Raw genomic sequence first — 23890 nt, forward strand, 5'->3', positions numbered from 1 at the left:
TTTTTGTTGTTATGGACCGCCCTGGCGGCCGTCAGTCGTGACGAATGGCGATGGTCTTCAAGGTGGTGAAACCCAGCAGTGCCTCGAAGCCCTTCTCCCGGCCATACCCACTGGCCTTGACCCCGCCAAAGGGCAGTTCGACGCCGCCGCCGGCGCCGTAGTTGTTGATGAACACCTGGCCGCAGCGCAGCTTGTGGGCCATGCGCAACTGCCGCGCGCCGTCCCGGGTCCAGACCCCGGCCACCAGGCCGAAGGCGCTGTCGTTGGCCAGGCGAATGGCTTCGGCCTCGTCTTCGAAGGGCATCACCGCCAGCACCGGGCCGAACACCTCCTCCCGGGCCAGCCGGCTATCTGGCGGCACATCGCGAAACAGCACCGCCTCGTGGAAGTAGCCGCCGCTGCCGGCCTCGGCCACCACCTGCCCGCGCGCCGCCACCGGGATGCCGGCGGCCTCGGCTTCGCGGACAAACGCCTGGACCTGGCGCAGCTGCTTCTGATTGATCAGCGGGCCCATGTCCAGATCCAGCTCCGAGGGCCCGGCGCGCAGTTGGCCAAAGCACTGGGCCAGGCGTTCCAGCAGCGGTTCATAGAGGCTGCGTTGCACCAGCAGGCGGCTGCCGGCGGAACAGGTCTGCCCGCAGTTCTGCACGATGGCGTTGATCAGCACCGGCAGCGCGCGCTCCACATCGGCGTCGGCGAAGACGATCTGCGGCGACTTGCCCCCCAGTTCCAGGGTCACCGGGCAATGCCGTTCGGCCGCCGCCTTGGCCACCCGGGCGCCGGTGCCGGTGGAACCGGTAAAGGAGATATGCGCAATGCCGGGATGAGCGCACAACGCCGCGCCGGCTTCGTGGCCATAGCCGCTGACCACGTTGATCGTGCCCGCGGGGAAGCCGACCTGGGCCGCCAGTTCCGCCAGGCGCAACAGCGACAGGCTGGCGTCCTCAGCAGGCTTGACCACGCAGGCGTTGCCCGCCGACAGGGCGGCGCCGACGCTGCGGCCGAAGATCTGCATCGGGTAGTTCCAGGGAATGATGTGCCCGGTGACGCCATGGGGCTCGCGCACCGTGAGCACGGTGTAGCCGGCCTGATAGGGCAAGGTGTCGCCGTGCAGCTTGTCGGCGGCTCCGGCGTAATACTCGAAGTAGCGCGCCAGGGCCGTGGCGTCGGCCCGGGCCACCTTCAGCGCCTTGCCGGTGTCCCGGGCCTCGATCTGCGCCAGCTCTTCGTGGTGCTCCAGCACCGCCTGGCCCAGGCGCGCCAGCAAGCGCCCGCGCTCCAGGGCCGACAGGCCGCCCCAAGGCCCGTCGAAGTTGTCGCCCAGGGCCCGTTGCGCGGCCTGCACCGCCAGGTCGATGTCCTCGGCGGTGCCGCGGGCGATGCACGCGTAAGCGATGCCGGTGCTGGGGTCGAGTACCGGAATGTCCTCGGCCCAGGACGAGGCTTGCCATTGGTTGTCGATGTAGTGTTCGAGGCTCATTTTCATCAGCTCCTGTTGCCAGCCAGACACTCGGCAATCGCCCGCCCGACTTCCACGGTGCTGGCGTTGCCACCCATTTCCCGGGTGCGCGGGCCTTCGGCGAGCACCGTCTCGATGCTCTGGACAATCGCCGCCGCGGCTCGCTGGTAAAGCTCATCGCCCTGCCCCAGGTGCTCGATCATCAGCGCCGCCGACCAGATCTGGCCGATCGGGTTGGCCACCCCAAGGCCGGCGATGTCCGGCGCCGAGCCATGCACCGGCTCGAACAGCGAGGGGTACAGGCGCTCCGGGTTGAGATTGGCCGAGGGCGCGATGCCGATGGTGCCGGTGCAGGCCGGGCCGAGGTCGGAAAGGATGTCGCCGAACAGGTTGGAGGCCACCACCACATCGAACCAGTCCGGGTGCTGGACGAAGTGCGCGCAGAGGATGTCGATGTGGAACTTGCGCGTGTCGACCTCGGGGTAGGCCTTGGCCAGCGCCTCCACTCGCTCGTCCCAGAACGGCATTGTGATGGCGATGCCATTGGACTTGGTGGCCGCCACCAGGTTGCGCCGGGGCCGGCGGCTGGCCAGCTCGAAGGCGTACTTCACCACCCGGTCGACGCCGTGGCGGGAGAACACCGACTCCTGCAGGGCTATCTCCCGCGGGGTGCCCTCCCACATGCGGCCGCCGACGCTGGAATACTCGCCCTCGGTGTTTTCCCGGACCACGATGAAATCGATGTCCCCCGGCACGCGCCCGGCCAGCGGGCACGGCACCCCGGGCATCAGCCGCACCGGGCGGATATTCACGTACTGGTCGAACTGGCGGCGGATCTTCAGCAATGAATCCCACACCGCAATGTGGTCGGGGACGATGTCCGGCGCGCCCACGGCGCCGAAGAAGATCGCCTCGTGGTCGCCGATCTGCTCGGCCCAGTCCTCGGGCATCATGCTGCCGTGGGCCTGGTAGTGCTCGCTGCACCAGTTGAAATGATCGAACTGCAAGGCGATGCCGAAGCGCCGGCTGACGGCTTCCAGCACGCGCAAGCCTTCGGGAACCACCTCGCGGCCGATGCCGTCACCGGCGATCACCGCGATGCGATGGGGAGGTTTTACAGCGGGATTGATCCTGGACAAGCCGTCTCTCCTGGTCTGACGTGTTGTTGTTATGGAGGCAGGTCAAGCGCACGGGCGAGCCCATTCTGGGCACGGGGAAGCGGCCAGGGGAATTGCTCATTGTGGAAACCGCCTTCGCAAAATTCGAAGGCGCGTCAGAAAGGTCCTGCCTTGAGCAACGACTAGCCAGCCTGCGCCTCGGCCTGCCCGCAGCCGGCCAGGTAGTCGAACAGCTCGCGACTGGCCAGGGACGGTTGCTCCCGGCGTCGGCAGAGGAACATCTGGCGGTCGGCCCAGGCATCGTCGATTTCGATAAAACGCAAGGCCATCTCCTTGCGGAAGATCTGCACCGCGCCCTGGGGCAGCACTCCAACGCCCTGCCCGGCGGCGATCAGCCGGCACACCGCCTCGAAGCTGCGCACCTGCACCCGCAGGCGCAGGGGCATGCTCACCGCAGCCGCGGCTTCGGTGATCAGCGAGGTGATGGCGGCATTGTCCTCCAGGCCGACGAAGTCATAGCCCAAGAGGTCCTGGAAGCGCGCATGGCTCATCCTGAACGGGTGCTCCCGGGGCACGATCAGGCACAGCCGGTCGCGGCAATAAGGGATGTAGTGCAGGTCCTGGCCCTGCGGGCGCGTGGTGACGATGCCCACATCGGCCACACCGTCACGCACGGCGAGGATGATCTCGCGGCTGCGCTCCTCGCGGATGTCCACGCGAATGCCCGGATGCAGGTCGCTCCACTGGGTCAGCTGCCGGGGCAGCTCCTGGCTCATCGCCGAGCTGTTGGCATACAGGCTGACCCGGCCGGTGGCGCCCTTGGCGAAGTCGGCCAGGTCGGCGTGCATCACATCCACCGCCCGCAGGATGCTCCGCGCGTGCTCGGCCAGGGCCTGCCCCGCCGCCGTGGGCTGGACCCCAGTGGAAGTACGGATCAGCAGCGCCACCTTGAAATGCTGCTCCAGCAGCGACAGACGCCGGCTGGCAGCCGACAGCGACAGGTGCGACTGCTCGGCGGCCCGGGACAGGTTGCCCAGGGTCAGGGCCTTGAGAAACAGCTCGATGGAAGTCAGGTCCGGGGCCATGGCAGGTTCCTTGTGCGCGGTCGGTGGAAACTACCCAGTCGGGCCGCCCCTGTCCAACCTGCGCCGGCTTCAACGCCCGGAAAAACGCAGCCGCGATAGCTGGCGCAGATCCCCTTCCAGGTAGTAGGCGTTGCTCCAGCTGTCGTCCACCGCCAGCGGCTGCACCTGCTTGAGGGCCAGCTGTTTGGCGAAGTAGCGGAACCGGTAGTGCTCGTAGAAGCGCAGCAGCTCCAGGCCGTAGCGGTCCGCCAGGTCGGTGTCGCCACGGATGATCAGGAAGTTCTCGTCGTTGCTCTGGCTGGCGCCGACGCTGAGGTTGTGGCTGCCGCTGATGATCACCGGTGAGTCGCTGGTGAAGTCGGTGACGATGGCCTTGGTGTGCACCAGCAGGTTGCCCTTCTGGCCCTTGAGCCCCTCCTTGAGCCAGCCCTCCAGGCCGTTGTTGAGCAGCGCGGTGGCGGCGAACTCGGCGGTGCGGTCAGCGTGGAAACCGGTGATGCGGCTGGCGGTGTTCTGCAGGCCGTAGCGCAGCACATCGTCATGGGGCTGGCCGAGCAAGGCATCGAGAATGCTGTCGGGCAAGGCGAAGGCGGTGACGAACAGCAGGTCGCGGCGGGCGCCGTTGATGATCTCGACGAATTCGCTCAGGTCGCCCTGGCCGCTGCGCGGGGAAAACCCGGCGAACAGCGATGCATCGGCTTGCATGGGGTTGTGCCGGGTCAGCCATTGACGGGTGGCGCCGACGTCCGCGGGGGTCGCCCAGACCTGTTCGAACACCTCCAGGTAGCGCGCGGCAAGCTCGGCGCGGTCGAGGCTGTGCAGCACGTTGGCCTGGCGGTAGACGCCGTTGGCGGTGAAGTTGGTGCTGCCGCAGAGCACCGATTGCGGCTGGCGCTGGCCGGTGGCGTCGAGGCGGCTGAGGACGATGAACTTGTCGTGGAAGATCGCGTGGGTCACCCGCCCGCGTTTGTTGGCCTCGGGCAGGTGCTGCAGGCTGGCCTGGTTCATCGTGGTGTCGTCGTCCCCGGGGCCAGCGTGGTACAGCACCCGTACTTGCACGCCACGGTCGAAGGCAGCGTTGACCGCGTCAACGACGGCCTGCAACTGGTACTCGTAGATGGCGATGTCCAGGCTCCAGCTGGCGTCCGTGGCACGCTGGATAAAGCCCAGCAGCTCCTCCAGCAGGCCGTTTTCCAGCCATTGCCTGGGCGCGTCCGGCCAGTCCTCGATGGGCAGGTTCCTGTTGGCGCTGAGCAGCGCATCGAGCTCGGGAAACTTGCGCGAGAAGGCCTGACTGGCGGCCACCGCGCGATTGAAGATCACCCGCTGCCCCGGCGGCTGGCCGTTGTCGGCGTCGATGCTCAGTTCCAGGGCCTCGCCCAGTTGCGGCGCCTCGGGGCTGCCATACACCAGGTGCACCCGATAGTTGAGGGTGGTGCCGGGGTGGACCGCGTAGTCGGCCCAACGAAACTTCTGCAGCGGCGCCTGATCGCTGGGGGTGGCGTTGTATTGCGGGAAGCTGTGGGCCTTGCCGGGAAAGGTCAGGCTGTTGAACAGGAACAGCCAGGGCTTGCTGCCGGTCTGCTTCTCGATGGCGAAGCCCAGCAGCCCCTTGCGCCGTGACGCATCCAGATCCATGGCCAGCAACACCCCATTGGTCCCGGCATAGGCCTTGACCCGAAAATCGTCCTTATCGTTACGCACCAGTACCCGCATCGCTTCACTCCTGTGTTGGCGCAGGCAGTGTAGCCGCTGCCAAGCCTCGGCGAGGCTGCGTAAAGGTCCGCAGGACCTTGCCTGGCGATCGACTGACAAACCTCTGGCGTTCTCAGGGTTTTTGCGGCCCTGCGGGCCGTTCGCAGCCTGCGGCAGCGGCTACAACCTCGGGTTGGTGTAGCCGCTGCCAAGCCTCGGCGAGGCTGCGTAAAGGTCCGCAGGACCTTGCCTGGCGATCGACCGACGAACCTCTGGCGTTCTCAGGTTTTTTGCGGCCCTGCGGGCCGTTCGCAGCCTGCGGCAGCGGCTACAACCTCGGGTTGGTGTAGCCGCTGCCAAGCCTTGGCGAGGCTGCATAAAGGTCCGCAGGACCTTGCCTGGCGATCGACCGACGAGTCTCTAGCGCTCTCAGGGTTTTTGCGGCCCTGCGGGCCGTTCGCAGCCTGCGGCAGCGGCTACAGGTCGATGTGTTGGTAGGCGGCGTTGAGGCCGGCGGCCAGTTCGCGGGCGCGGCCCAGGCGGATCGGGCCGCGTTCGATGTCGAGCAGCAAGGTCGGGCAGTTCAGGGGCTGCAGCGGCGGCAGGGTTTTCAGGCGGCCGTCGGTGATTAGCAGTACGCGCTGCTGTTCCGCTGGCAGCCGGCGCTGACGCTGCTCCAGCCACCGGGCCGCTTCGCTCAGGGCTTGTGGCAAGGGGGTGCCGCCAGCAGCACCGAGGCCGTCGAGCCAGTGCCGCAGGTCCTTGGAGGCTTTCAGGCCCTGGACCTGCCAGTTCGGCGCGCGGCCGCTGGCGGTGAGCAGGGCCAGGCGCGCGCGCCGGCGGTAGGCGTCGTCGAACAGTTGCGCCAGCAGGCCCTTGGCGTCGCTCAGGGCGCTGTGACGACGGGTCGAGGCCGAGGCGTCGACGATCACCAGCCACAGCTCATGGGGCGAGCGGCTGCGCAGGCGAAACAGCAGGTCTTCACGCAGCCGTGGCCGGCCCTTGAGCAAGGTGCCGAGCCAGTTGATCGCGCCGCTGCCGGCGGTGCGACTGGCGCCGTGCCGACCTTGATCCAGATGCCCCGCCCGGGGCTTGGCATCCGCCCCCCGGTCACTCTGGGGGCGGATGCCTAGGGCTTTTTTGGCCAGCTGGGCACTTCTCGACGGGCGCCGGTGGGCAAGGCCTGGGCCGGCATTTCGCCCCATTGGCCCTGGCCTTCGCTGGGGTTGGCGTTGGTGGATGCCAGTGCCTGGGGGCTTGGCCCCGATGCCGGCGCGCTGGGCGCAGTCTCCCGCCGCCGGTGGCGCAAGGCGAACTCGGCCACGGCGTCGATATCTTCCTCGGCAATCGCCGGAGCACCGCGCCAGGCCGCGTGGGCGCGGGCCGCGCGCAGCCAGACCAGGTCGGCGCGCAGGCCGTCCACGGCAGCGGCAAAGCAGCGCTCGGTGATCAGCGCCAGGGCCTGGTCGTCCAGCGGGATGCCGGCCAGGGCCGCCCGCGCCTGCTGGCAACGCTCGCGCAATGCGGCCTGGGCCGGGGCCCACTGGGCGCAGAAGCCCAAAGGATCGCTGTCGAAATCCAGGCGGCGGCGGATGATCTGCCCGCGTTCTTCGGGGGCCGGCTGGCCGCTCAAGGCGACGTTGAGGCCGAAGCGGTCCAGCAGTTGCGGGCGCAGTTCGCCCTCTTCCGGGTTCATGGTGCCAATCAGCACGAACTTCGCCGAATGGCGGTGAGAAATGCCGTCGCGCTCGATCAGGTTGGTGCCGCTGGCGGCCACGTCCAGCAGCAGGTCCACCAGGTGATCGGGCAGCAGGTTGACTTCATCGACGTAGAGCACGCCACCGTCGGCCTTGGCCAGCACGCCGGGGGAAAACTGCGCGCGGCCTTCGCCCAGGGCGGCGTCCAGGTCCAGGGTGCCCACCAGGCGCTCTTCGCTGGCGCCCAGGGGCAAGGTGACGAACTGGCCGCTGGCCAAGAGATCGGCCAGGCCCCGGGCCAGGGTCGACTTGGCCATGCCACGGGGGCCCTCGATCAGCACGCCGCCGATCTTCGGGTCGATGGCGGTCAGGCACAGGGCCAGTTTCAGCGCTTCGGCGCCGACCACGGCGGACAGCGGAAAATGGGGGGTGTCGCTCATGTCGGGGGCTCGCTTGGGTCGGGTCGGTGGTGTCCAGGAGGACGCTTTCGCGAGCAAGCTCGCTCCTACAGGCATCGCATTGCCGTTGTAGGAGCGAGCTTGCTCGCGATCGAGTGCGCAGCACTCGCCGCCTCAGGAATCTTCTTCAATATCCAGCAACAGGTGCTCCAGGGCCTCGCGGTACTCGCCGGGCTCTTGCCACAGGCCGCGCTGCTGGGCTTCCAGAAGGCGCTCGGTCATGTCGCGCAAGGCGTGGGGATTATGCTGGCGGACGAACTCACGGGTCGAGTCGTCCAGCAGGTAGGCGTCCGCCAGCAAGGCGTACTGGTGATCGTCGATCAGCTCGGTGGTGGCGTCGAAGGCGAACAGGTTGTCCAGGGTCGCGGCCATTTCGAAGGCGCCCTTGTAGCCATGGCGCTTGACCCCTTCGATCCACTTCGGATTGGCCGCCCGGGAGCGGATCACCCGGTTCAGCTCTTCCTTGAGGGTGCGGATCTTCGGCAGGTCCGGCTGGCTGTGGTCGCCGTGATAGCTGGCGGCCTTGGCCCCGCTGAGGCTTTCCACCGCCGCCAGCATGCCGCCCTGGAACTGGTAGTAGTCGTTGGAATCCAGCAGGTCGTGCTCGCGGTTGTCCTGGTTCTGCAGCACCGCCTGCACTTGCCCCAGGCGGGTGGCGAACTGCTCGCGGGCGGCGGTGCCTTCATCCTGGCCGCCATAGGCGTAGCCGCCCCAGTTCAGGTAGACCTCGGCCAGGTCTTCGCGGCTCTGCCACAGGCGACCGTCGATGGCGCCCTGGACCCCGGCGCCGTAGGCCCCGGGCTTGGCGCCGAAGATCCGCCAGCCGGCCTGACGCGCCGCGCTGTCCTGGTCCAGGCCGGAGGCGATCAAGGCTGCGCGCTCGGCGCGAACCCTGGCCGCCAGCGGGTTCATGTCCTCAGGCTCGTCGAGGGCCGCCACCGCCTGTACCGCTGCGTCGAACAGGCGGATCAGGTTGGCGAAGGCGTCGCGGAAGAACCCGGACACCCGCAGGGTCACGTCGACCCGCGGCCGGTCCAGCAGGCTCAGGGGCAGGATCTCGAAATCGTCGACTCGCTGGCTGCCGGTGGCCCACACCGGGCGCACCCCCATCAGGGCCATGGCCTGGGCGATGTCGTCACCGCCGGTGCGCATGGTGGCGGTGCCCCAGACCGACAGGCCCAGGTGCAGCAGGTGGTCGCCGTGGTCCTGCAGGTGGCGTTCGAGAATCAGGTTCGCCGACTGAAAACCGATGCGCCAGGCGGTGGTGGTGGGCAGGTTGCGCACGTCCACCGAATAGAAGTTGCGCCCGGTGGGCAGCACGTCCAGACGCCCGCGGCTGGGCGCGCCGCTGGGCCCGGCGGGAACGAAACGCCCGCTCAGGGCCTCCAGCAGGCCGCGCATTTCCGCCGGGCCGCAGGCGTCCAGGCGCGGCGCGACCACCTCGCGCAGGCCATCGATAATGCTCTGCACCGGCTCCCAGCCGGGTTCATCCAGCTGCGCCAGCGGGCCCTGGAGCGCCGCCTCGATCAACTCGGCGGCATACAGCTCCAGGCGCTCGCGCGTATCGCCGGCGGTGCGCCAGAGCCCATCGCTGATCTGCCGCAACGGCTGCGGCCGGCGTCCGGTCCAGGGTTCGGCCAGGGCACAGTCCAGCGGATCGAAGCCCAGGCCGAAGGCCTTGGCCAGGGCCCGCAACAGACTGGCGTGGGCGCCCTTGCCATCGCCCCGGGGAATGCGCAGCAAGGCCAGCAGGGTGTCGAGGCGCAAGCGGCCCTCGGGGGATTCGCCGAACACGTGCAGGCCATCGCGGATCTGCGACTCCTTGAGGTCGCACAGGTAGGTGTCCAGCCGCGGCAGCCAGATGGCGGCGTCGGCGTCGCTGTCGAGCGCGCCCTCCAGTTGCAGCTCGCGGTCGATATGGGTTTCGCGCACCAGCTGCAGGATGTCTCGCTGCAGCTCGCGGGCACGACGTGGGTCCAGCAGCTGGGCTTCGTAGTATTCGTCCGCCAGCAGTTCCAGGTTGCGCAGCGGGCCGTAGGTTTCGGCGCGGGTCAGCGGCGGCATCAGGTGGTCGATGATCACCGCCTGGGTCCGGCGCTTGGCCTGGGCGCCCTCCCCCGGGTCGTTGACGATGAACGGGTAGATGTTCGGCAGTGGCCCCAGCAGCGCGTCCGGCCAGCAGTTCTCCGACAGGCCGACGCCCTTGCCCGGCAGCCACTCCAGGTTGCCGTGCTTGCCGACGTGGATCAGCGCATGGGCGCCGTAGGCCTGGCGCAGCCAGAAGTAGAACGCCAGGTAGCCGTGGGGCGGCACCAGGTCCGGGTCGTGGTAGACCGCGCTGGGGTCCACCTGGTAACCCCGGGCCGGCTGGATGCCGACAAAGGTCAGGCCAAAGCGCAGGCCGGCGATCATCATCCGCCCGTTGCGGAACATCGGGTCCTGCTGGGGTGCGCCCCAGCGTTGCAGCACCGCCTCGCGATTGGCAGGCGGCAAGGCCTGGAACATTGCCGCGTAGTCCTCCAGGGCCAGGCTTTGCAGGCACGGACGCTGGTCGAGGCTGTCCAGGTCGTTGCTGACCCCGCCCAGCAACTGCTGGATCAACTCGGTGCCGCTGGCGGGCAACTCGGCCGGCAGCGGATAGCCTTCGGCGTGCAGGGCCTTGAGGATGTTCAGCGCCGCCGCCGGGGTGTCCAGGCCGACGCCGTTGCCGATGCGCCCGTCCCGGGTCGGGTAGTTGGCCAGCACCAGGGCAATGCGCTTGTGGCCGTTGTCCAGGCGCCCCAGTTCGACCCAGCGCCGGGCCAGCTCGGCGACAAAATCCATGCGTTCGGGCTGGCCGCGGTAGCACACCACGTCCGACTGGCTGCGCTCGCTGCGCCAGGCCAGGTCCTTGAAGCTGATGGGCCGGCTGATGATGCGTCCGTCCAGTTCCGGCAAGGCGATGTGCATGGCCAGGTCCCGCGGGCCCAGGCCCTGCTCGCTGTCGCGCCAGCCCGGCTCGTTGTCCTGGGCGCAGATGGCCTGGATCACCGGGATATTGCGGCGGAACGGCCGCAAGTGCGGCGCCTCGGGGCTGGACTGGGCAAAGCCGGTGGTGTTGAGGATCACCCCGGCCGCGGTTTCATCCAGCCAGTCTTCCACCTGGCTCAGGCAGCCGGGCTCCTTGAGGCTGGCCACCGCTATTGGCAAGGGGTTGAGGCCCGCCGCCAGCAAACGCTGGCAGAACAGGTCGATAAATCCGGTGTTGGCCGCCTGCAGGTGGGAGCGGTAGAACAGCAGCGCCGCCACCGCTTGACCAGGCTGCCAATCGGCCTGCCAGTCGCTGAGGGCGGCCTGGCTCTTGTGCGGGTGATAGATCGCCGTGCGTGGCAGGGTCTGCGGTTCGCTCCAGGGATAGTCGCGCCCCAGCAGGCCGCTGGCCAGGCAACGGTAGAAATTCAGCGCGTTGTCCCGCCCGCCCTGGCGCAGGAACTGCCACAGGCGGTCGCGCTCGACGGGGCCCAAGGTGCTCAGGTCGCTGAGTTCCGGGTCCGGGCGGTCGTCCCCCGGCACCAGGATCAGTTGCACCCCGCGCTGGGACAGCTCCACCAGCCGCTCGACGCCGTAGCGCCAGTAGCCGATGCCGCCGTGCAGGGAGATCAGGATCACCTTGGCGTGGCGCAGCACCTGGTCGACATACAGGTCCACCGAAGCGTGGTTCTGCACCTGCATCGGGTTGGCCAGGCGAAAGCTGGGGTAATCCACGGGCAACTGCTCGGCGGCATCCGCCAGCAGCGCCAGGCTGGAGTCGCCGCTGCACAGGATCACCAGCTCGGCGGGGGTTTGTCCAAGGTCGGCAATGTTGTCATCCGACACGAAACCGCCGGGCTGGGTCCTGAGCAGGTGCATGGCTTACACGCTGAGGGCGGCGCGCAGTTGCGCTTCGAGTTGGGCGGCGTCCAGCTCCTGGCCGATCAGTACCAGGCGCGTGGTGCGGGCTTCGTCAGCGCCCCACTTGCGGTCGAAGTGCTTGTCGAAGCGGGTGCCCACGCCCTGGATCAGCAGGCGCATCGGCTTGTTGGGGATCGCGGCGAAGCCCTTGACCCGCAGGATGCCGTGCTTGACCACCAGCTGGGTCAGGGCGTCCAGCAGCAGGCTTTCGTCGGCCTGGGGCAGTTCGATGGAGATGGAGTCGAAAGCGTCGTGATCGTGGTCGTCGTGATCGTCATCGCCGTCGTGGTGATGGTCGTGGTGGCTGTGACGGCTGTCGATGTGTTCCTCGGAACCGGCGCCCAGGCCCAGCAGCACATCCAGCGGCAGGCGGCCGCTGCTGGCTTCGATGACTTTCACCGCCGGCGGCAGTTCTTCGGCCACTTCCAGGCGCACCTTGGCCAGGTCTGCGGGGTCGATCAGGTCGGTCTTGTTGAGGATCACCAGGTCGGCGCTGGACAGCTGGTCGGCGAACAGCTCGTGCAGCGGCGATTCGTGGTCCAGGTTGGGGTCGAGCTTGCGCTGGGCGTCCACTTGGTCGGGGAACGCGGCGAAGGTGCCGGCGGCCACGGCCGGGCTGTCGACCACGGTGATCACCGCGTCGACGGTGCAGGCGCTGCGGATTTCCGGCCACTGGAAGGCCTGGACCAGGGGCTTGGGCAGGGCCAGGCCGGAGGTTTCGATGAGGATGTGGTCCAGGTCGCCACGGCGCGCCACCAGTTCGCGCATCACCGGGAAGAACTCTTCCTGCACGGTGCAGCACAGGCAGCCGTTGGCCAGCTCGTAGACCCGGCCGCTGGCCTCTTCTTCAGTGCACCCGATGGCGCATTGCTTGAGGATTTCACCGTCGATGCCCAGCTCGCCGAACTCGTTGACGATCACCGCGATGCGCCGGCCCTGGGCGTTGTCCAGCATGTGCCGCAGCAAGGTGGTCTTACCCGAGCCAAGGAAGCCGGTGACGATGGTGACGGGAAGTTTGGCCAGTGTTTTCATCGGATGCCCCTTGGCAAAGGTGGCGGGCATACGGGACGAGAGCCACAGCGCAGAGGCGCGCGGAGATTTCGCCACCGGATCACCCCGCCCGGTTGTAGTGAGAATCTGGGATCGAGGCAGGTCTCCTGGCTGAGGGCTTGCCAGTCGTCGGACCGGCGGTTGCTGCGCCTTCCCGCCGGCGTTCTGGACGCGCAGGCAGTGGCCTTGCAGAAACGAAACCCTTCACAGTTGCGGGGGCAGCCGCGGCATCGACCGCGTTCCCTTCTTAGCTTCGACCGCTGGCCGAAGAACCTCGAACGCGCAAGGCTACGCAGAGCGCGGGGGACGGTCAATCGGCAATGCAGCGCCTCGCGCAATTGACGGCATCACCCCGCCCATGATTTGCTACGCGCCTTGTTACGGGTGCCCTTCACAGGGTGAAACGGGAAACCGGTGAATCACGTGCTTAACTAAAAAGCCGTGACCAGTCCGGTGCTGCCCCCGCAACGGTAAGCGAGCGAAGTGTCAGATCCACTGTGCCATGGCATGGGAAGGTGACACTTGCCGGCACGGTACGACATCAGTCGCCCCCTGCCCCTCGCGAGCCCGGAGACCGGCCCGCAACACACACATAACAAACCCGCGGTGGGCGGGCGCTGTTGCAAACCCTGCGTGCTCCTCACGCGGGGTTTTCCTGCGCTCCTCCCCCGCCGACACTCCAAAGGGAAGCGCCATGTCGATCATCAGCAGCACCAGCCATTCCGCCAGCAGCACCTCCACCCTGAGCCAGCGCCTGGTGGCCGCCATCGGCGCGTCGCTGCTGGGCGCCTGCCTGGTGTATTTCGCCGGTTTCTCCCATATCGAAGCGGTGCACAACGCCGCCCACGACACCCGTCACAGCGCCGCCTTCCCTTGCCACTGAGACCTGCCGACATGATCAAGCGTATTGCGCAAACCGCAGGGTTCACCGGGCTGCTGGCGGCCCTGCTGCTGACCCTGCTGCAAAGCTTGTGGGTCGCTCCGCTGATCCTGCAGGCGGAAACCTATGAACAGGCCCCGGCCGCCCAAACTCATGAACACGCCGCCGGCGCCATGGCCGCGCACAGCCACGATGCCGAGGCCTGGGAGCCGGAAGACGGCTGGCAGCGCACCCTGTCCACCACCGGCGGCAACCTGGTAGTGGCGGTCGGCTTCGCCCTGATGCTGGCCGGGCTCTACACCCTGCGCGCGCCCAACCGTGCCTCGCAAGGCCTGCTCTGGGGTCTGGCCGGGTATACGACCTTCTGCCTGGCCCCCACTCTGGGCCTGCCTCCGGAATTGCCGGGAACCGCAGCCGCCGACCTGGTGCAGCGCCAGGTGTGGTGGATCGGCGCTGCCGCTTCTACTGCCGTGGGCCTTGCCCTGATCGCGTTCGCCGGCCACTGGCTGCTGAAACTGCTGGGCGTGGCGATTATCGCCGTGCCCCACGTGATCGGCGCGCCCCAACCTGAAGTGCACTCGATGCTGGCGCCAGAAGCCCTGGAAGCACAGTTCAAGATTGCCTCGCAGCTGACCAATGCCGCCTTCTGGCTGGCCCTGGGCCTGATCAGCGCCTGGCTGTTCCGGCGCAAGAACGCGGACCTGTACCCGGCATGATCGAAAGGCGCGCGGCGCCGGCCCTGGTGGTCGGCCTGGGGTGCCAGAAGGGCTGCCCGGTGACCACGCTGCGCGCCCTGCTTGAGCAGGTGCTGCAAGCCCACGGCCTGGAGAGCGGGCAACTCCTGGCCCTGGCCAGCATCGACTTGAAGCGCAGCGAGCCCGGCCTGCTGCAACTGGCGGATCAACTGGCCCTGCCGCTGACCTGCTTCAGCAGCAGTCAACTGGCGCCTTTCGCCTCGCGCCTGAGCCACCGCTCGCAGATCGCCTTTGAACACAGCGGCTGCTACGGCGTTGCCGAAAGCGCCGCCCTGGCCCTGGCCGAACAGTTGCACCCCGGCCCGGCCCGGCTGTTGATCCCCCGCCAGAAATACGCCCAGGCCACCCTGGCATTGGCCGCCAGCCGGTAGACTGGCCGACAATTCCCCGTCGCGAACATGAACATCGTTCATCTGCGACCCTGTTCCCGCCCTTTTTTCACAGGAGACAGCCATGACTGTCTATTTCATCGGTGCCGGCCCCGGCGACCCGGAGCTGATTACCGTCAAGGGCCAGCGCCTGATCCATCGCTGCCCGGTGATCATCTACGCCGGCTCGCTGGTGCCCGCGGCCGTCCTCGAAGGTCACAGCGCGGACCGGGTGATCAACAGTGCCGAACTGCACCTGGAACAGATCATCGAGGCCATCAGGCACGCGCACGACCAGGGCCAGGATGTGGCCCGGGTGCATTCCGGCGACCCGAGCCTGTACGGCGCCATCGGCGAACAGATTCGCTGCCTGCGGGAGCTGGGCATTCCCTACGAGATCGTCCCCGGCGTCACCGCCACTGCCGCCTGCGCCGCCTTGCTGGGGGCCGAATTGACCCTGCCGGATGTGTCCCAGAGCGTGATCCTGACCCGCTATGCGGACAAGACCGCCATGCCCGCCGGTGAAGACTTCGCCAGCCTCGCGGCCCATGGCGCCACCATGGCGATTCACCTGGGGGTCAACCACCTGGAGAAGATAGTCACCGAGCTGCTGCCCCATTACGGCGCCGACTGCCCGATTGCCGTGGTACACCGGGCCACCTGGCCGGACCAGGACTGGGTCCTGGGCACCCTGACGGACATTGCCGAGAAGGTTGCGGCCAAGGGCTTCCGGCGCACGGCGCTGATTCTGGTGGGCCGGGTGCTGGCCACGGACGTGTTCAGCGAGTCATCGCTGTACCGCGCCGGACACGCGCATCTCTATCGCCCCTGACCCCTTTGCGGGAACTGGCTTGCCAGCAAAGGCGATCTCGGCATTGGCACAAGGCTTGAGGGCCCTTTCGCCGGCAAGCCGGCTCCTACGAAGGCTTATTTCGGGAGGAGCTGGTTTGCGGGCATAAAAAAACGGCGCTCACGGGGCGCCGTTTTTTTGTTCGCAGCGAACGCCTTAGTAGTAGGCGTTTTCTTTCTGCGTGTGGTCGGTGACATCACGTACGCCCTTGAGCTCGGGGATGCGCTCGAGCAGGGTGCGCTCGATGCCTTCCTTCAAGGTCACGTCGGCCTGGCCGCAGCCCTGGCAACCGCCACCGAATTGCAGCACGGCGATGCCGTCGTCCACCACGTCGATCAGGCTGACCTGGCCGCCGTGACTGGCCAGCCCCGGGTTGATCTCGGTTTGCAGGTAGTAGTTGATGCGCTCGTTGATCGGGCTGTCGGCGTTGACCATCGGCACCTTGGCGTTGGGCGCCTTGATGGTCAGCTGGCCACCCATGCGGTCGGTGGCGTAGTCGACCACCGCGTCATCGAGAAAGCCTTCGCTGAAGGCGTCGATGTAGGCGGTGAAGCTTTTCAGGCCCAGGGCCTTGTCTTCGGGTTTCTCTTCGCCCGGCTTGCAATAGGCGATGCAGGTCTCGGCGTACTGAGTCCCTGGCTGGGTGATGAAGATGCGGATGCCAATCCCCGGGGTGTTCTGCTTGGACAGCAGATCAGCCAGATAATCGTGGGCGGCGTCGGTAATGGTTATGGCGCTCATGGTGGTTCCTCGCAGACGTGGGCGCAGTTTACGCCAATCGACGCCGCTGACAAAGTCCTAGTATTTTTGTCGGGATAGACCTTGGTATAGGTCACCCCCGGGGCCCGCCAGCGGGCGTCCCGAGGGCCGATCACGGCGCTATGTCAGAGGTTTTCGTAACGGTTCATGTCCATGACCCCGGCTTCCAGCGGATCGACTTCCTGCAGGTAGCGGGTCTGATCGTGAAAGTACTGCCAGAACTGCGGGTGACTGCGCCGGATACCCCAGCGCTCGACCACCCTGTCGAAACTTGCGCCATCCCGGACCGCCTGCATCGCCTCGACAAAGGCCGGCACCTGGTCGGCCGGAACGTTGAAGATGAAGTTCGGGTAACTGCTGAGAATGCCCGGGAAAATCGTCAAGGTGTCCAGCCCCGGCTGATAACGCAGGGATTCGCCGAGCATAAAGGCCACGTTACTGTGGGCGCGGTTGCGCAGCATGCTGTAGAACTCGCGCTTGCCACTGGCGGTCTGGACACGCAGCAACGTCGCCTCGGGCAGTTGCTCGATGACCTTGAGCCCCGCCGCCGGACGCGATGCCAGGCGACTCAGGGCCTGCTCGGCGTCCTGCAGCGCCGGGTCGATGTTCGGGCGCGAACAGTAGGCGCCGTTGCAGCGGTTGATCGGGTCCGGCTTGGCATTGAGCTCGCCATAGCGAGTCAGCAACTGGTTGACGAAGTCCTTTTTCGGGCCTTGGGGGTCGAGCTTCAGCGCGCTGCGCTTGTCGTCGTCGATGGACTCGTAATCCAGCCACATCTTGAACTTGCCGCTGTTCTGGTACCAATCGTCGAGGAAGTCCTCACGGCTGCCGGCCGGCATCAGACGCAGGAAGTTCTGCTCGGCGCCGTTGCGGATCAGGTCGAAATACAGCCGGGTCTGGGCCTGGTGGGAGACGTTGCCGAACACGTCGAAGTTCACTGCCAACTGATAGTAGGTGCGCTCCAGCAACGGGTAGTCGAACAGCCACATCGTCTGCGGCACTTCGCCGATCAGGCCCTTGGTCACCGAGGCGCTGTCGAAGTGGCGGAAGATGCTCAGCAGCGCGTTGTCGTTGCCGGCCCACAGGCTGGACCAGCTGGGCGCCGGGGCATGGGCATAGAAGTCGCGGCGCAAGGCTTCGTATTCGTTGCGCTTGTCGCGGTAGGCCAGCCACAGGCTGAGCACGCTGCCGACGTCGTCGTTCTGCCCGGGCATGGCCAGCAGCGGCGTGGCCTGGCCGCGATAGACCGGGTCGGTGACGTACAGGTCGTGTTCCGGAGCCTGGAACAGCGCCCAGAAGTTGTCGCGAATCACATCCGTAGCAATCTGCCCGCGGCACACCGGACCGCGAATGAAGGTCCGCACGAAGTATTCGGCGTTATCCAGCATGAACTGGTAGCGGGCCTTGGCCGGAATCGCCTCGAAGGTCTCGAACGGGTTGGCCCGGCGCGCCGGTCCGTAGCCCGGCAAGGCGGTGACCTGCCAGTCGCCGCTGTAGAACAGGGTCTTGACCCGGGCCATCTTCGCCGCGCTCAGCGGGTAGGTGATGTGGGTCTTGTGCACGATCACCCCCTGCACCGGCCACAGGCGGTAATACACCTGGGTGCCCGGATCGTCGTTGGGGCGTCGGGTGTTGATCAGGTCGATCGGCTGGCCGCTGGGGGTACGCGAGCGCACCCACTGGAAAAAGTGCCCCGGCTCGCCGCCTTCGAAATAGATATGGGCCAGGAACCAGTGCTCGTAGAGCCAGCGCGCCACCAGGCTTTCCCGCGCGCCGGGGGCGTTGAGCAGGTTCTCCCACTGGGCCACTTGCAGGCTTTCCCGGGCACTGGGGGCCAGGCCCTGTTCGTCGATCGGCGCGCCGGAGGCCAGCCAGCGTTGCAGGGTCTGGTACTGCTGGTCGGTGAGGCCGGTGACGGCCAGGGGCATGCCTTCCTTGGGATGAGCACCGGCATAGGCGTCGAACTCCGCCGGCTGCGGGCACATGTTCTCGCGGCTCAAGCCCAGCACGATCTCGCTGGGCAGCTTGGCATTGGGTTGCAAGGGGGTGCGGTGGCCGAGTTCGAGCATGCGCGCCATCAGCGCTGCCTGGCTGCCCTGGGCGTCGAGCACCGAATAGAAGCCCTGGCGCTGCCAGGCCGCCTTGCCGCTGGCGTCATAGAACAGCCGCGTGGGCGCCTGGGCCTTGCTGCGCTCACCGTCGTACACCGGAATCTTCGACGCGCCACGACCGGCCCCTTCGCCGCTGCCCAGGTTGAGCTGACAGGCGGAGTCGTAGCAGGCATGACAGGCCACGCACTTCTCGGTAAAGATCGGCTGGATGTCGCGGGTGTAGGAAATGGCCGGTGCGGGACCTTGGGCCATGCACAATGAACTGAGCAGCAGCAAAGTGCTGGCAACGACAAAACGGTACGGCATGTCCCTGGTCCCGAAAGTAAAAAAAACGCCGCGATTCTACCGATGTCGCTCGGCCACCAACATGAGCGATATTCATGCAAAACCCGCACATGCCGCAAAACCATGCAGGTTTGTTATGATCCACGCCCTTCGTAATGGCCCTACCAGGTAGTTCTCATGTCTGATCGCAGTGCTCGCCTCCACGCTCTCCAGCAAGCCCTCAAAGAGCGCATTCTGATTCTCGATGGCGGCATGGGCACCATGATCCAGAGCTACAAGCTCGAGGAGCAGGACTACCGTGGCAAGCGCTTCGCCGACTGGCCCAGCGACGTCAAGGGCAACAACGACTTGCTGGTGCTGACCCGTCCCGACGTGATCGGCGCCATCGAAAAAGCCTACCTGGATGCCGGTGCCGACATCCTCGAAACCAACACCTTCAACGCCACCCAGGTGTCCCAGGCCGACTACGGCATGGAAGAACTGGTCTACGAATTGAACGTAGAAGGCGCCCGTCTGGCACGCAAGGTGGCGGATGCGAAAACCCTCGAGACCCCGGACAAGCCGCGCTTCGTCGCCGGTGTCCTGGGCCCGACCAGCCGCACCTGCTCGCTGTCGCCGGACGTCAACAACCCCGGTTACCGCAACGTCACCTTCGATGAACTGGTGGAGAACTACACCGAGGCCACCAAAGGCCTGATCGAAGGCGGCGCCGACCTGATCCTGATCGAAACCATCTTCGACACCCTCAACGCCAAGGCGGCGATCTTCGCCGTGCAGGGCGTGTTCGAGGAGTTGGGTTTCGAACTGCCGATCATGATTTCCGGGACCATCACCGATGCCTCCGGCCGTACCCTGTCGGGCCAGACCACCGAAGCCTTCTGGAACTCCGTGGCCCACGCCAAGCCGATCTCGGTGGGCCTGAACTGCGCCCTGGGCGCCAGCGAGCTGCGCCCATACCTGGAAGAGCTGTCGAACAAGGCCAGCACCCACGTTTCGGCACACCCCAACGCCGGCCTGCCCAACGAATTCGGCGAATACGACGAACTGCCGGAACAAACCGCCAAGGTCATCGAGGAGTTCGCCCAGAGCGGTTTCCTCAATATCGTCGGTGGTTGCTGCGGCACCACCCCGGGGCACATCGGCGCCATCGCCAAGGCCGTCGCCGGCTACGCCCCGCGGCAGATCCCGGACATTCCCAAGGCCTGCCGCCTGTCGGGCCTGGAGCCCTTCACCATCGATCGCAACTCGCTGTTCGTAAACGTCGGTGAACGCACCAACATCACCGGCTCGGCGAAGTTCGCTCGACTGATCCGCGAGGACAACTACACCGAAGCCCTGGAAGTCGCCCTGCAGCAGGTGGAAGCCGGCGCCCAGGTGATCGATATCAACATGGACGAGGGGATGCTGGATTCGAAGAAGGCCATGGTCACCTTCCTCAATCTGATCGCCGGCGAACCGGACATCTCCCGCGTGCCGATCATGATCGACTCCTCGAAGTGGGAAGTGATCGAAGCCGGCCTCAAGTGCATCCAGGGCAAGGGCATCGTCAACTCCATCAGCATGAAGGAAGGCGTGGAGCAGTTCATTCACCACGCCAAACTGTGCAAGCGCTACGGCGCCGCCGTGGTAGTGATGGCCTTCGACGAGGTCGGCCAGGCCGACACCGAGGCGCGCAAGAAGGAAATCTGCAAGCGCTCCTACGACATCCTGGTCAACGAAGTGGGCTTCCCGCCGGAAGACATCATCTTCGACCCGAACATCTTCGCCGTGGCCACCGGCATCGAGGAACACAACAACTACGCGGTGGACTTCATCAACGCCTGCGCCTACATCCGCGATGAGCTGCCCTACGCCCTGAGCTCCGGCGGCGTGTCCAACGTGTCGTTCTCGTTCCGCGGCAACAACCCGGTGCGCGAGGCGATCCACTCGGTGTTCCTGCTGTATGCGATCCGCAATGGCCTGACCATGGGCATCGTCAACGCCGGCCAGCTGGAGATCTACGACCAGATCCCGCAGCAGCTGCGTGACGCCGTGGAAGACGTGGTGCTCAATCGCACCGCCAATGGCACCGATGCGCTGCTGGCCATCGCCGACCAGTTCAAGGGCGACGGCAGCGTCAAGGAAGCGGAAACCGAGGAATGGCGCAGCTGGGACGTCAACAAGCGCCTGGAACACGCCCTGGTCAAGGGCATCACCACCCACATCGTCGAAGACACCGAGGAGTCGCGCCTGAGCTTCAGCCGCCCGATCGAGGTCATCGAAGGCCCGCTGATGTCCGGCATGAACGTGGTCGGCGACCTGTTCGGCGCCGGCAAGATGTTCCTGCCCCAGGTGGTGAAATCCGCTCGGGTGATGAAACAGGCGGTGGCCCACCTGATTCCGTTCATCGAGCTGGAAAAGGGCGACAAGCCGGAAGCCAAGGGCAAGATCCTCATGGCCACGGTCAAGGGCGACGTGCACGACATCGGCAAGAACATCGTCGGCGTGGTCCTGGGCTGCAACGGCTACGACATCGTCGACCTCGGGGTGATGGTGCCGGCGGAGAAGATCCTCCAGGTGGCCAAGGAACAGAAGTGCGACATCATCGGCCTGTCCGGGCTGATCACCCCGTCCCTGGACGAGATGGTCCATGTCGCCCGCGAGATGCAGCGCCAGGATTTCCACCTGCCGCTGATGATCGGTGGCGCCACCACCTCCAAGGCCCACACCGCGGTGAAGATCGAGCCCAAATACAGCAACGACGCGGTGGTCTACGTCACCGACGCCTCCCGCGCCGTGGGCGTGGCCACGCAGTTGCTGTCCAAGGAGCTCAAGGCCGGCTTCGTCGAGAAGACCCGGGAGGAGTACGTGGAAGTGCGCGAGCGCACCGCCAACCGCAGCGCCCGTACCGAACGCCTGAGCTACGCCGCGGCCATCGCCAAGAAGCCGCAGTTCGACTGGGCCGGCTACCAGCCGGTCAAGCCGACCTTCACCGGCGCCCGGGTGCTGGACAACATCGACCTCAAGGTACTGGCCGAATACATCGACTGGACGCCGTTCTTCATCTCCTGGGACCTGGCCGGCAAGTTCCCGCGCATCCTCGAGGACGAAGTGGTGGGTGAAGCCGCCACCGCGCTGTACAAGGACGCCCGAGAGATGCTCGACAAGCTGATCAACGAGAAGCTGATCAGCGCCCGCGCGGTGTTCGGCTTCTGGCCGGCCAACCAGGTGCAGGACGACGACCTGGAAGTCTACGGCGACGACGGCCAGCCACTGGCCCGCCTGCACCACCTGCGCCAGCAGATCATCAAGACCGACGGCAAGCCGAACTTCTCCCTGGCGGACTTCGTCGCGCCCAAGGACAGCGGCATCACCGACTATGTGGGCGGTTTCATCACCACCGCAGGCATCGGCGCCGAGGAAGTGGCCAAGGCCTATCAGGACGCCGGCGACGACTACAACTCGATCATGGTCAAGGCCCTGGCCGACCGCCTGGCCGAAGCCTGCGCCGAGTGGCTGCACCAGCAGGTGCGCAAGGACTACTGGGGCTATGCCCAGGACGAGCAGCTGGACAACGATGCGCTGATCAAGGAGCAGTACAGCGGCATCCGCCCTGCCCCGGGCTACCCGGCCTGCCCGGACCACACCGAGAAGAGCACCCTGTTCGCCCTGCTCGACCCCGAGGCCAGCGAAGGCCGCGCCGGGCGCAGTGGCGTGTTCCTCACCGAGCACTTCGCCATGTTCCCGGCGGCGGCGGTCAGCGGCTGGTACTTCGCCCACCCGCAGGCGCAGTACTTCGCCGTGGGCAAGGTCGACAAGGACCAGGTGCAGAGCTACACCGAGCGCAAGGGCCAGGACCTGGCCGTGAGCGAACGTTGGCTGGCGCCGAACCTGGGCTACGACAACTGATCAGGCGCGGCAGGAGCCGGCTTGCCGGCTCCTGCACCCGTCCGCCATCACCGGCCGTATTGTCTATGCTCTGTTGACACCCCACCGTGTCGAGGGATTTATGGAAGATCCAAGCAACGACCATCAGCCTCCAACCTTCCTGCAGATGCTGCAAAGCGTGCTGGCTGCGGCCTTTGGCGTGCAAAGCGGGAAAAACCGCGCCCGCGACTTCAGCCACGGCAAGCCCAGTCACTTCATCGTGCTGGGCATTGTCTTCACTGCCCTGTTCGTCCTGGTGCTGTTGGGCATCGCCAACCTGGCAATGCATCTGGCGGGGGTCTGAAAGCGGGTCAGTGCAGCAACAGCTGCAAACCGAAGGGATAGCGATAGCTGTCCGGCTTGCCCTGGGCGGACAGCCCGTGAAAGTCGACGCGGGCCCCGACCTGATCGCCAAAGCGCAAGAGCTGCTGGGCTTGAGCGCGGGTCAATGACTGGAACAGCGACAATTGCCAGTCGGGCCCTCCCAGGCGCCGGGGATCCAGCCCCAGCGCATCGTCATGCAGGGCCACCAGGGCCCAGCCACCGATCGTGAAATGCCCGGCCATCAGCACCGACAGTTGCCCGTCGATCAATGCCCGCAAGGCTTCGGGCGAACTGTTGAGCCCGCTGAACAGCAGGTCGATCCCCGGCTTGCGGCCCAATTCCCGGGCAGCCTGCATGGCCCCCAGGGCCATTTCATCGTTGGCCGACCAGACCAGTTGCGTCTGCGGATAACGCTGCAGCAGCTGCCGCGCCTGTTCGTGCGCCCGCTGCCGGTTCCATTCGCCATACACCATTTGCCGCAGACGCACCTGAGGATGCTCCGCCAGGGCCCGACGCAGCCCTTGCTCGCGCAACTGCGCCGCTGGCGTGACTTTGACCCCGGAGAACGCCAGCAAGTCGATGGTCTGCCCTTCAGGCACAGGGCCGTGCTTGCGCAGCAGCTCGTTGAGCATTCGATAGCCGGCCTCTTCGTCGTTGCCCATCATGCTGCCGATCCAATCGGAGTAGCTGCTGCGACTTTGGCTGATCAAGGCCCGCTGATCTTCGGTCAGCGGGCTGTTGACGATGAACAGCTTGACCCCGGTGCCCTGAGACATGCGCAGGATCTGTGGCGCGACATATTGCTCGTTGACCAACATCAGGTAATCGGGCTTCTGCTCTCGCTGAAACAGCTCCCGGGCCTGATCGAGAGAATTCTGGGGATTGCGTTCGCCATAGAGAATCTGCAGATCCATGCCCAGGTCCCGAGCGGCGGCCTGCATGAATTGCGAATAGCTGACCCAGAAGGTTTCCGTCGAATTGCCGGGATTGAGAAACACCACGGTCGTCGCCTGAGCCACTGCCCAGAACGGCAGACTCAGAAGCAGCAAGCACTTGAACAGAACCTTGAACATTACGAAAGGAGCCCCAGAATTATCCCAGGCAGTATAACTGGCAACGTACTGGCCAACGGCGGCAAATTGTCATGATTGTCCGACAAT

At 66.2% G+C, this 23890-nt stretch carries 17 protein-coding genes and 2 riboswitches; of the genes, 6 read left to right on the forward strand and 11 right to left on the reverse strand.

What is annotated here, in order from left to right; translation table 11 throughout:
- Positions 1-31: 31 nt before the first annotated feature.
- The 8 genes from POS17_RS18715 to cobW form a co-directional block, all read right to left on the reverse strand.
- On the reverse strand, positions 32-1480 hold the full coding sequence (locus POS17_RS18715; RefSeq protein ID WP_060839956.1) for an aldehyde dehydrogenase family protein: 1449 nt from the start codon (positions 1478-1480) through the stop codon (positions 32-34).
- A 5-nt stretch (positions 1481-1485) separates the two neighbouring features.
- Positions 1486-2598: a tartrate dehydrogenase gene (locus POS17_RS18720; RefSeq protein ID WP_060839957.1), complete on the reverse strand. Its 1113-nt coding sequence runs from the start codon at positions 2596-2598 to the stop codon at positions 1486-1488.
- A 161-nt stretch (positions 2599-2759) separates the two neighbouring features.
- A complete protein-coding gene (locus tag POS17_RS18725; RefSeq protein ID WP_060839958.1) occupies positions 2760-3662 on the reverse strand; it encodes a LysR family transcriptional regulator in 903 nt (300 codons plus the stop codon).
- A gap of 69 nt (positions 3663-3731) precedes the next feature.
- Positions 3732-5378, reverse strand: coding sequence for a phospholipase D-like domain-containing protein (locus tag POS17_RS18730; RefSeq protein WP_060839959.1), 1647 nt, complete (start codon positions 5376-5378; stop codon positions 3732-3734).
- Between the two features lie 455 nt (positions 5379-5833).
- The gene (locus POS17_RS18735) at positions 5834-6562 is read right to left on the reverse strand and encodes a vWA domain-containing protein (RefSeq protein WP_173655910.1); all 729 of its coding nucleotides are present in this window, start codon (positions 6560-6562) and stop codon (positions 5834-5836) included.
- Positions 6487-7494 carry an ATP-binding protein gene (locus POS17_RS18740; RefSeq protein ID WP_060839961.1) on the reverse strand — a complete coding sequence of 336 codons (1008 nt, stop codon included), beginning with the start codon at positions 7492-7494 and terminating at the stop codon, positions 6487-6489. Before POS17_RS18740 ends, POS17_RS18735 begins: the two co-directional genes overlap by 76 nt.
- Before the next feature lie 132 nt (positions 7495-7626).
- A complete protein-coding gene (gene cobN / locus POS17_RS18745; RefSeq protein WP_060839962.1) occupies positions 7627-11400 on the reverse strand; it encodes a cobaltochelatase subunit CobN in 3774 nt (1257 codons plus the stop codon).
- A 3-nt stretch (positions 11401-11403) separates the two neighbouring features.
- Positions 11404-12474 (reverse strand): cobalamin biosynthesis protein CobW, encoded by a 1071-nt coding sequence (gene cobW / locus POS17_RS18750; protein ID WP_060839963.1) that lies wholly within the window; start codon positions 12472-12474, stop codon positions 11404-11406.
- A gap of 98 nt (positions 12475-12572) precedes the next feature.
- Positions 12573-12784: riboswitch (cobalamin riboswitch) on the reverse strand.
- 73 nt (positions 12785-12857) lie between these two features.
- A riboswitch (cobalamin riboswitch) is annotated at positions 12858-13089 on the forward strand.
- A gap of 97 nt (positions 13090-13186) precedes the next feature.
- Between cobW and POS17_RS18755 the strand changes: the two genes are divergently transcribed.
- The 4 genes from POS17_RS18755 to cobM all read left to right on the forward strand — a co-directional run bounded on the left by POS17_RS18755 (position 13187) and on the right by cobM (position 15327).
- The gene (locus POS17_RS18755) at positions 13187-13375 is read left to right on the forward strand and encodes a CbtB domain-containing protein (RefSeq protein WP_060839964.1); all 189 of its coding nucleotides are present in this window, start codon (positions 13187-13189) and stop codon (positions 13373-13375) included.
- A gap of 11 nt (positions 13376-13386) precedes the next feature.
- On the forward strand, positions 13387-14088 hold the full coding sequence (locus POS17_RS18760) for a CbtA family protein (RefSeq protein ID WP_060839965.1): 702 nt from the start codon (positions 13387-13389) through the stop codon (positions 14086-14088).
- Positions 14085-14498, forward strand: a complete 414-nt coding sequence (locus POS17_RS18765) for a cobalamin biosynthesis protein (RefSeq protein WP_060839966.1) — start codon at positions 14085-14087, stop codon at positions 14496-14498. Before POS17_RS18760 ends, POS17_RS18765 begins: the two co-directional genes overlap by 4 nt.
- 82 nt (positions 14499-14580) lie before the next feature.
- Positions 14581-15327: a precorrin-4 C(11)-methyltransferase gene (cobM, locus tag POS17_RS18770; RefSeq protein WP_060839967.1), complete on the forward strand. Its 747-nt coding sequence runs from the start codon at positions 14581-14583 to the stop codon at positions 15325-15327.
- 174 nt (positions 15328-15501) lie between these two features.
- Here cobM and nfuA read toward each other — a convergent pair whose 3' ends face one another.
- On the reverse strand, positions 15502-16086 hold the full coding sequence (gene nfuA / locus POS17_RS18775; RefSeq protein WP_047305029.1) for a Fe-S biogenesis protein NfuA: 585 nt from the start codon (positions 16084-16086) through the stop codon (positions 15502-15504).
- A gap of 143 nt (positions 16087-16229) precedes the next feature.
- Positions 16230-18521: a fatty acid cis/trans isomerase gene (locus POS17_RS18780; protein WP_060839968.1), complete on the reverse strand. Its 2292-nt coding sequence runs from the start codon at positions 18519-18521 to the stop codon at positions 16230-16232.
- Between the two features lie 156 nt (positions 18522-18677).
- On the opposite strand from POS17_RS18780, the gene metH reads away from it, so the two are divergent.
- Together metH and POS17_RS18790 are read left to right on the forward strand one after the other, a co-directional pair.
- Complete coding sequence (gene metH, locus POS17_RS18785; protein WP_060839969.1) at positions 18678-22388, forward strand: methionine synthase; 3711 nt, start codon at positions 18678-18680, stop codon at positions 22386-22388.
- A 100-nt stretch (positions 22389-22488) separates the two neighbouring features.
- Positions 22489-22710, forward strand: coding sequence for a DUF2970 domain-containing protein (locus POS17_RS18790; RefSeq protein WP_060839970.1), 222 nt, complete (start codon positions 22489-22491; stop codon positions 22708-22710).
- Positions 22711-22717: 7 nt separating this feature from the next.
- On the opposite strand, the gene POS17_RS18795 is transcribed toward POS17_RS18790, so the two are convergent.
- Positions 22718-23803: an ABC transporter substrate-binding protein gene (locus tag POS17_RS18795; protein ID WP_060839971.1), complete on the reverse strand. Its 1086-nt coding sequence runs from the start codon at positions 23801-23803 to the stop codon at positions 22718-22720.
- Positions 23804-23890 lie beyond the last annotated feature (87 nt).

Source organism: Pseudomonas sp. Os17 (assembly GCF_001547895.1).
Lineage (GTDB): Bacteria > Pseudomonadota > Gammaproteobacteria > Pseudomonadales > Pseudomonadaceae > Aquipseudomonas.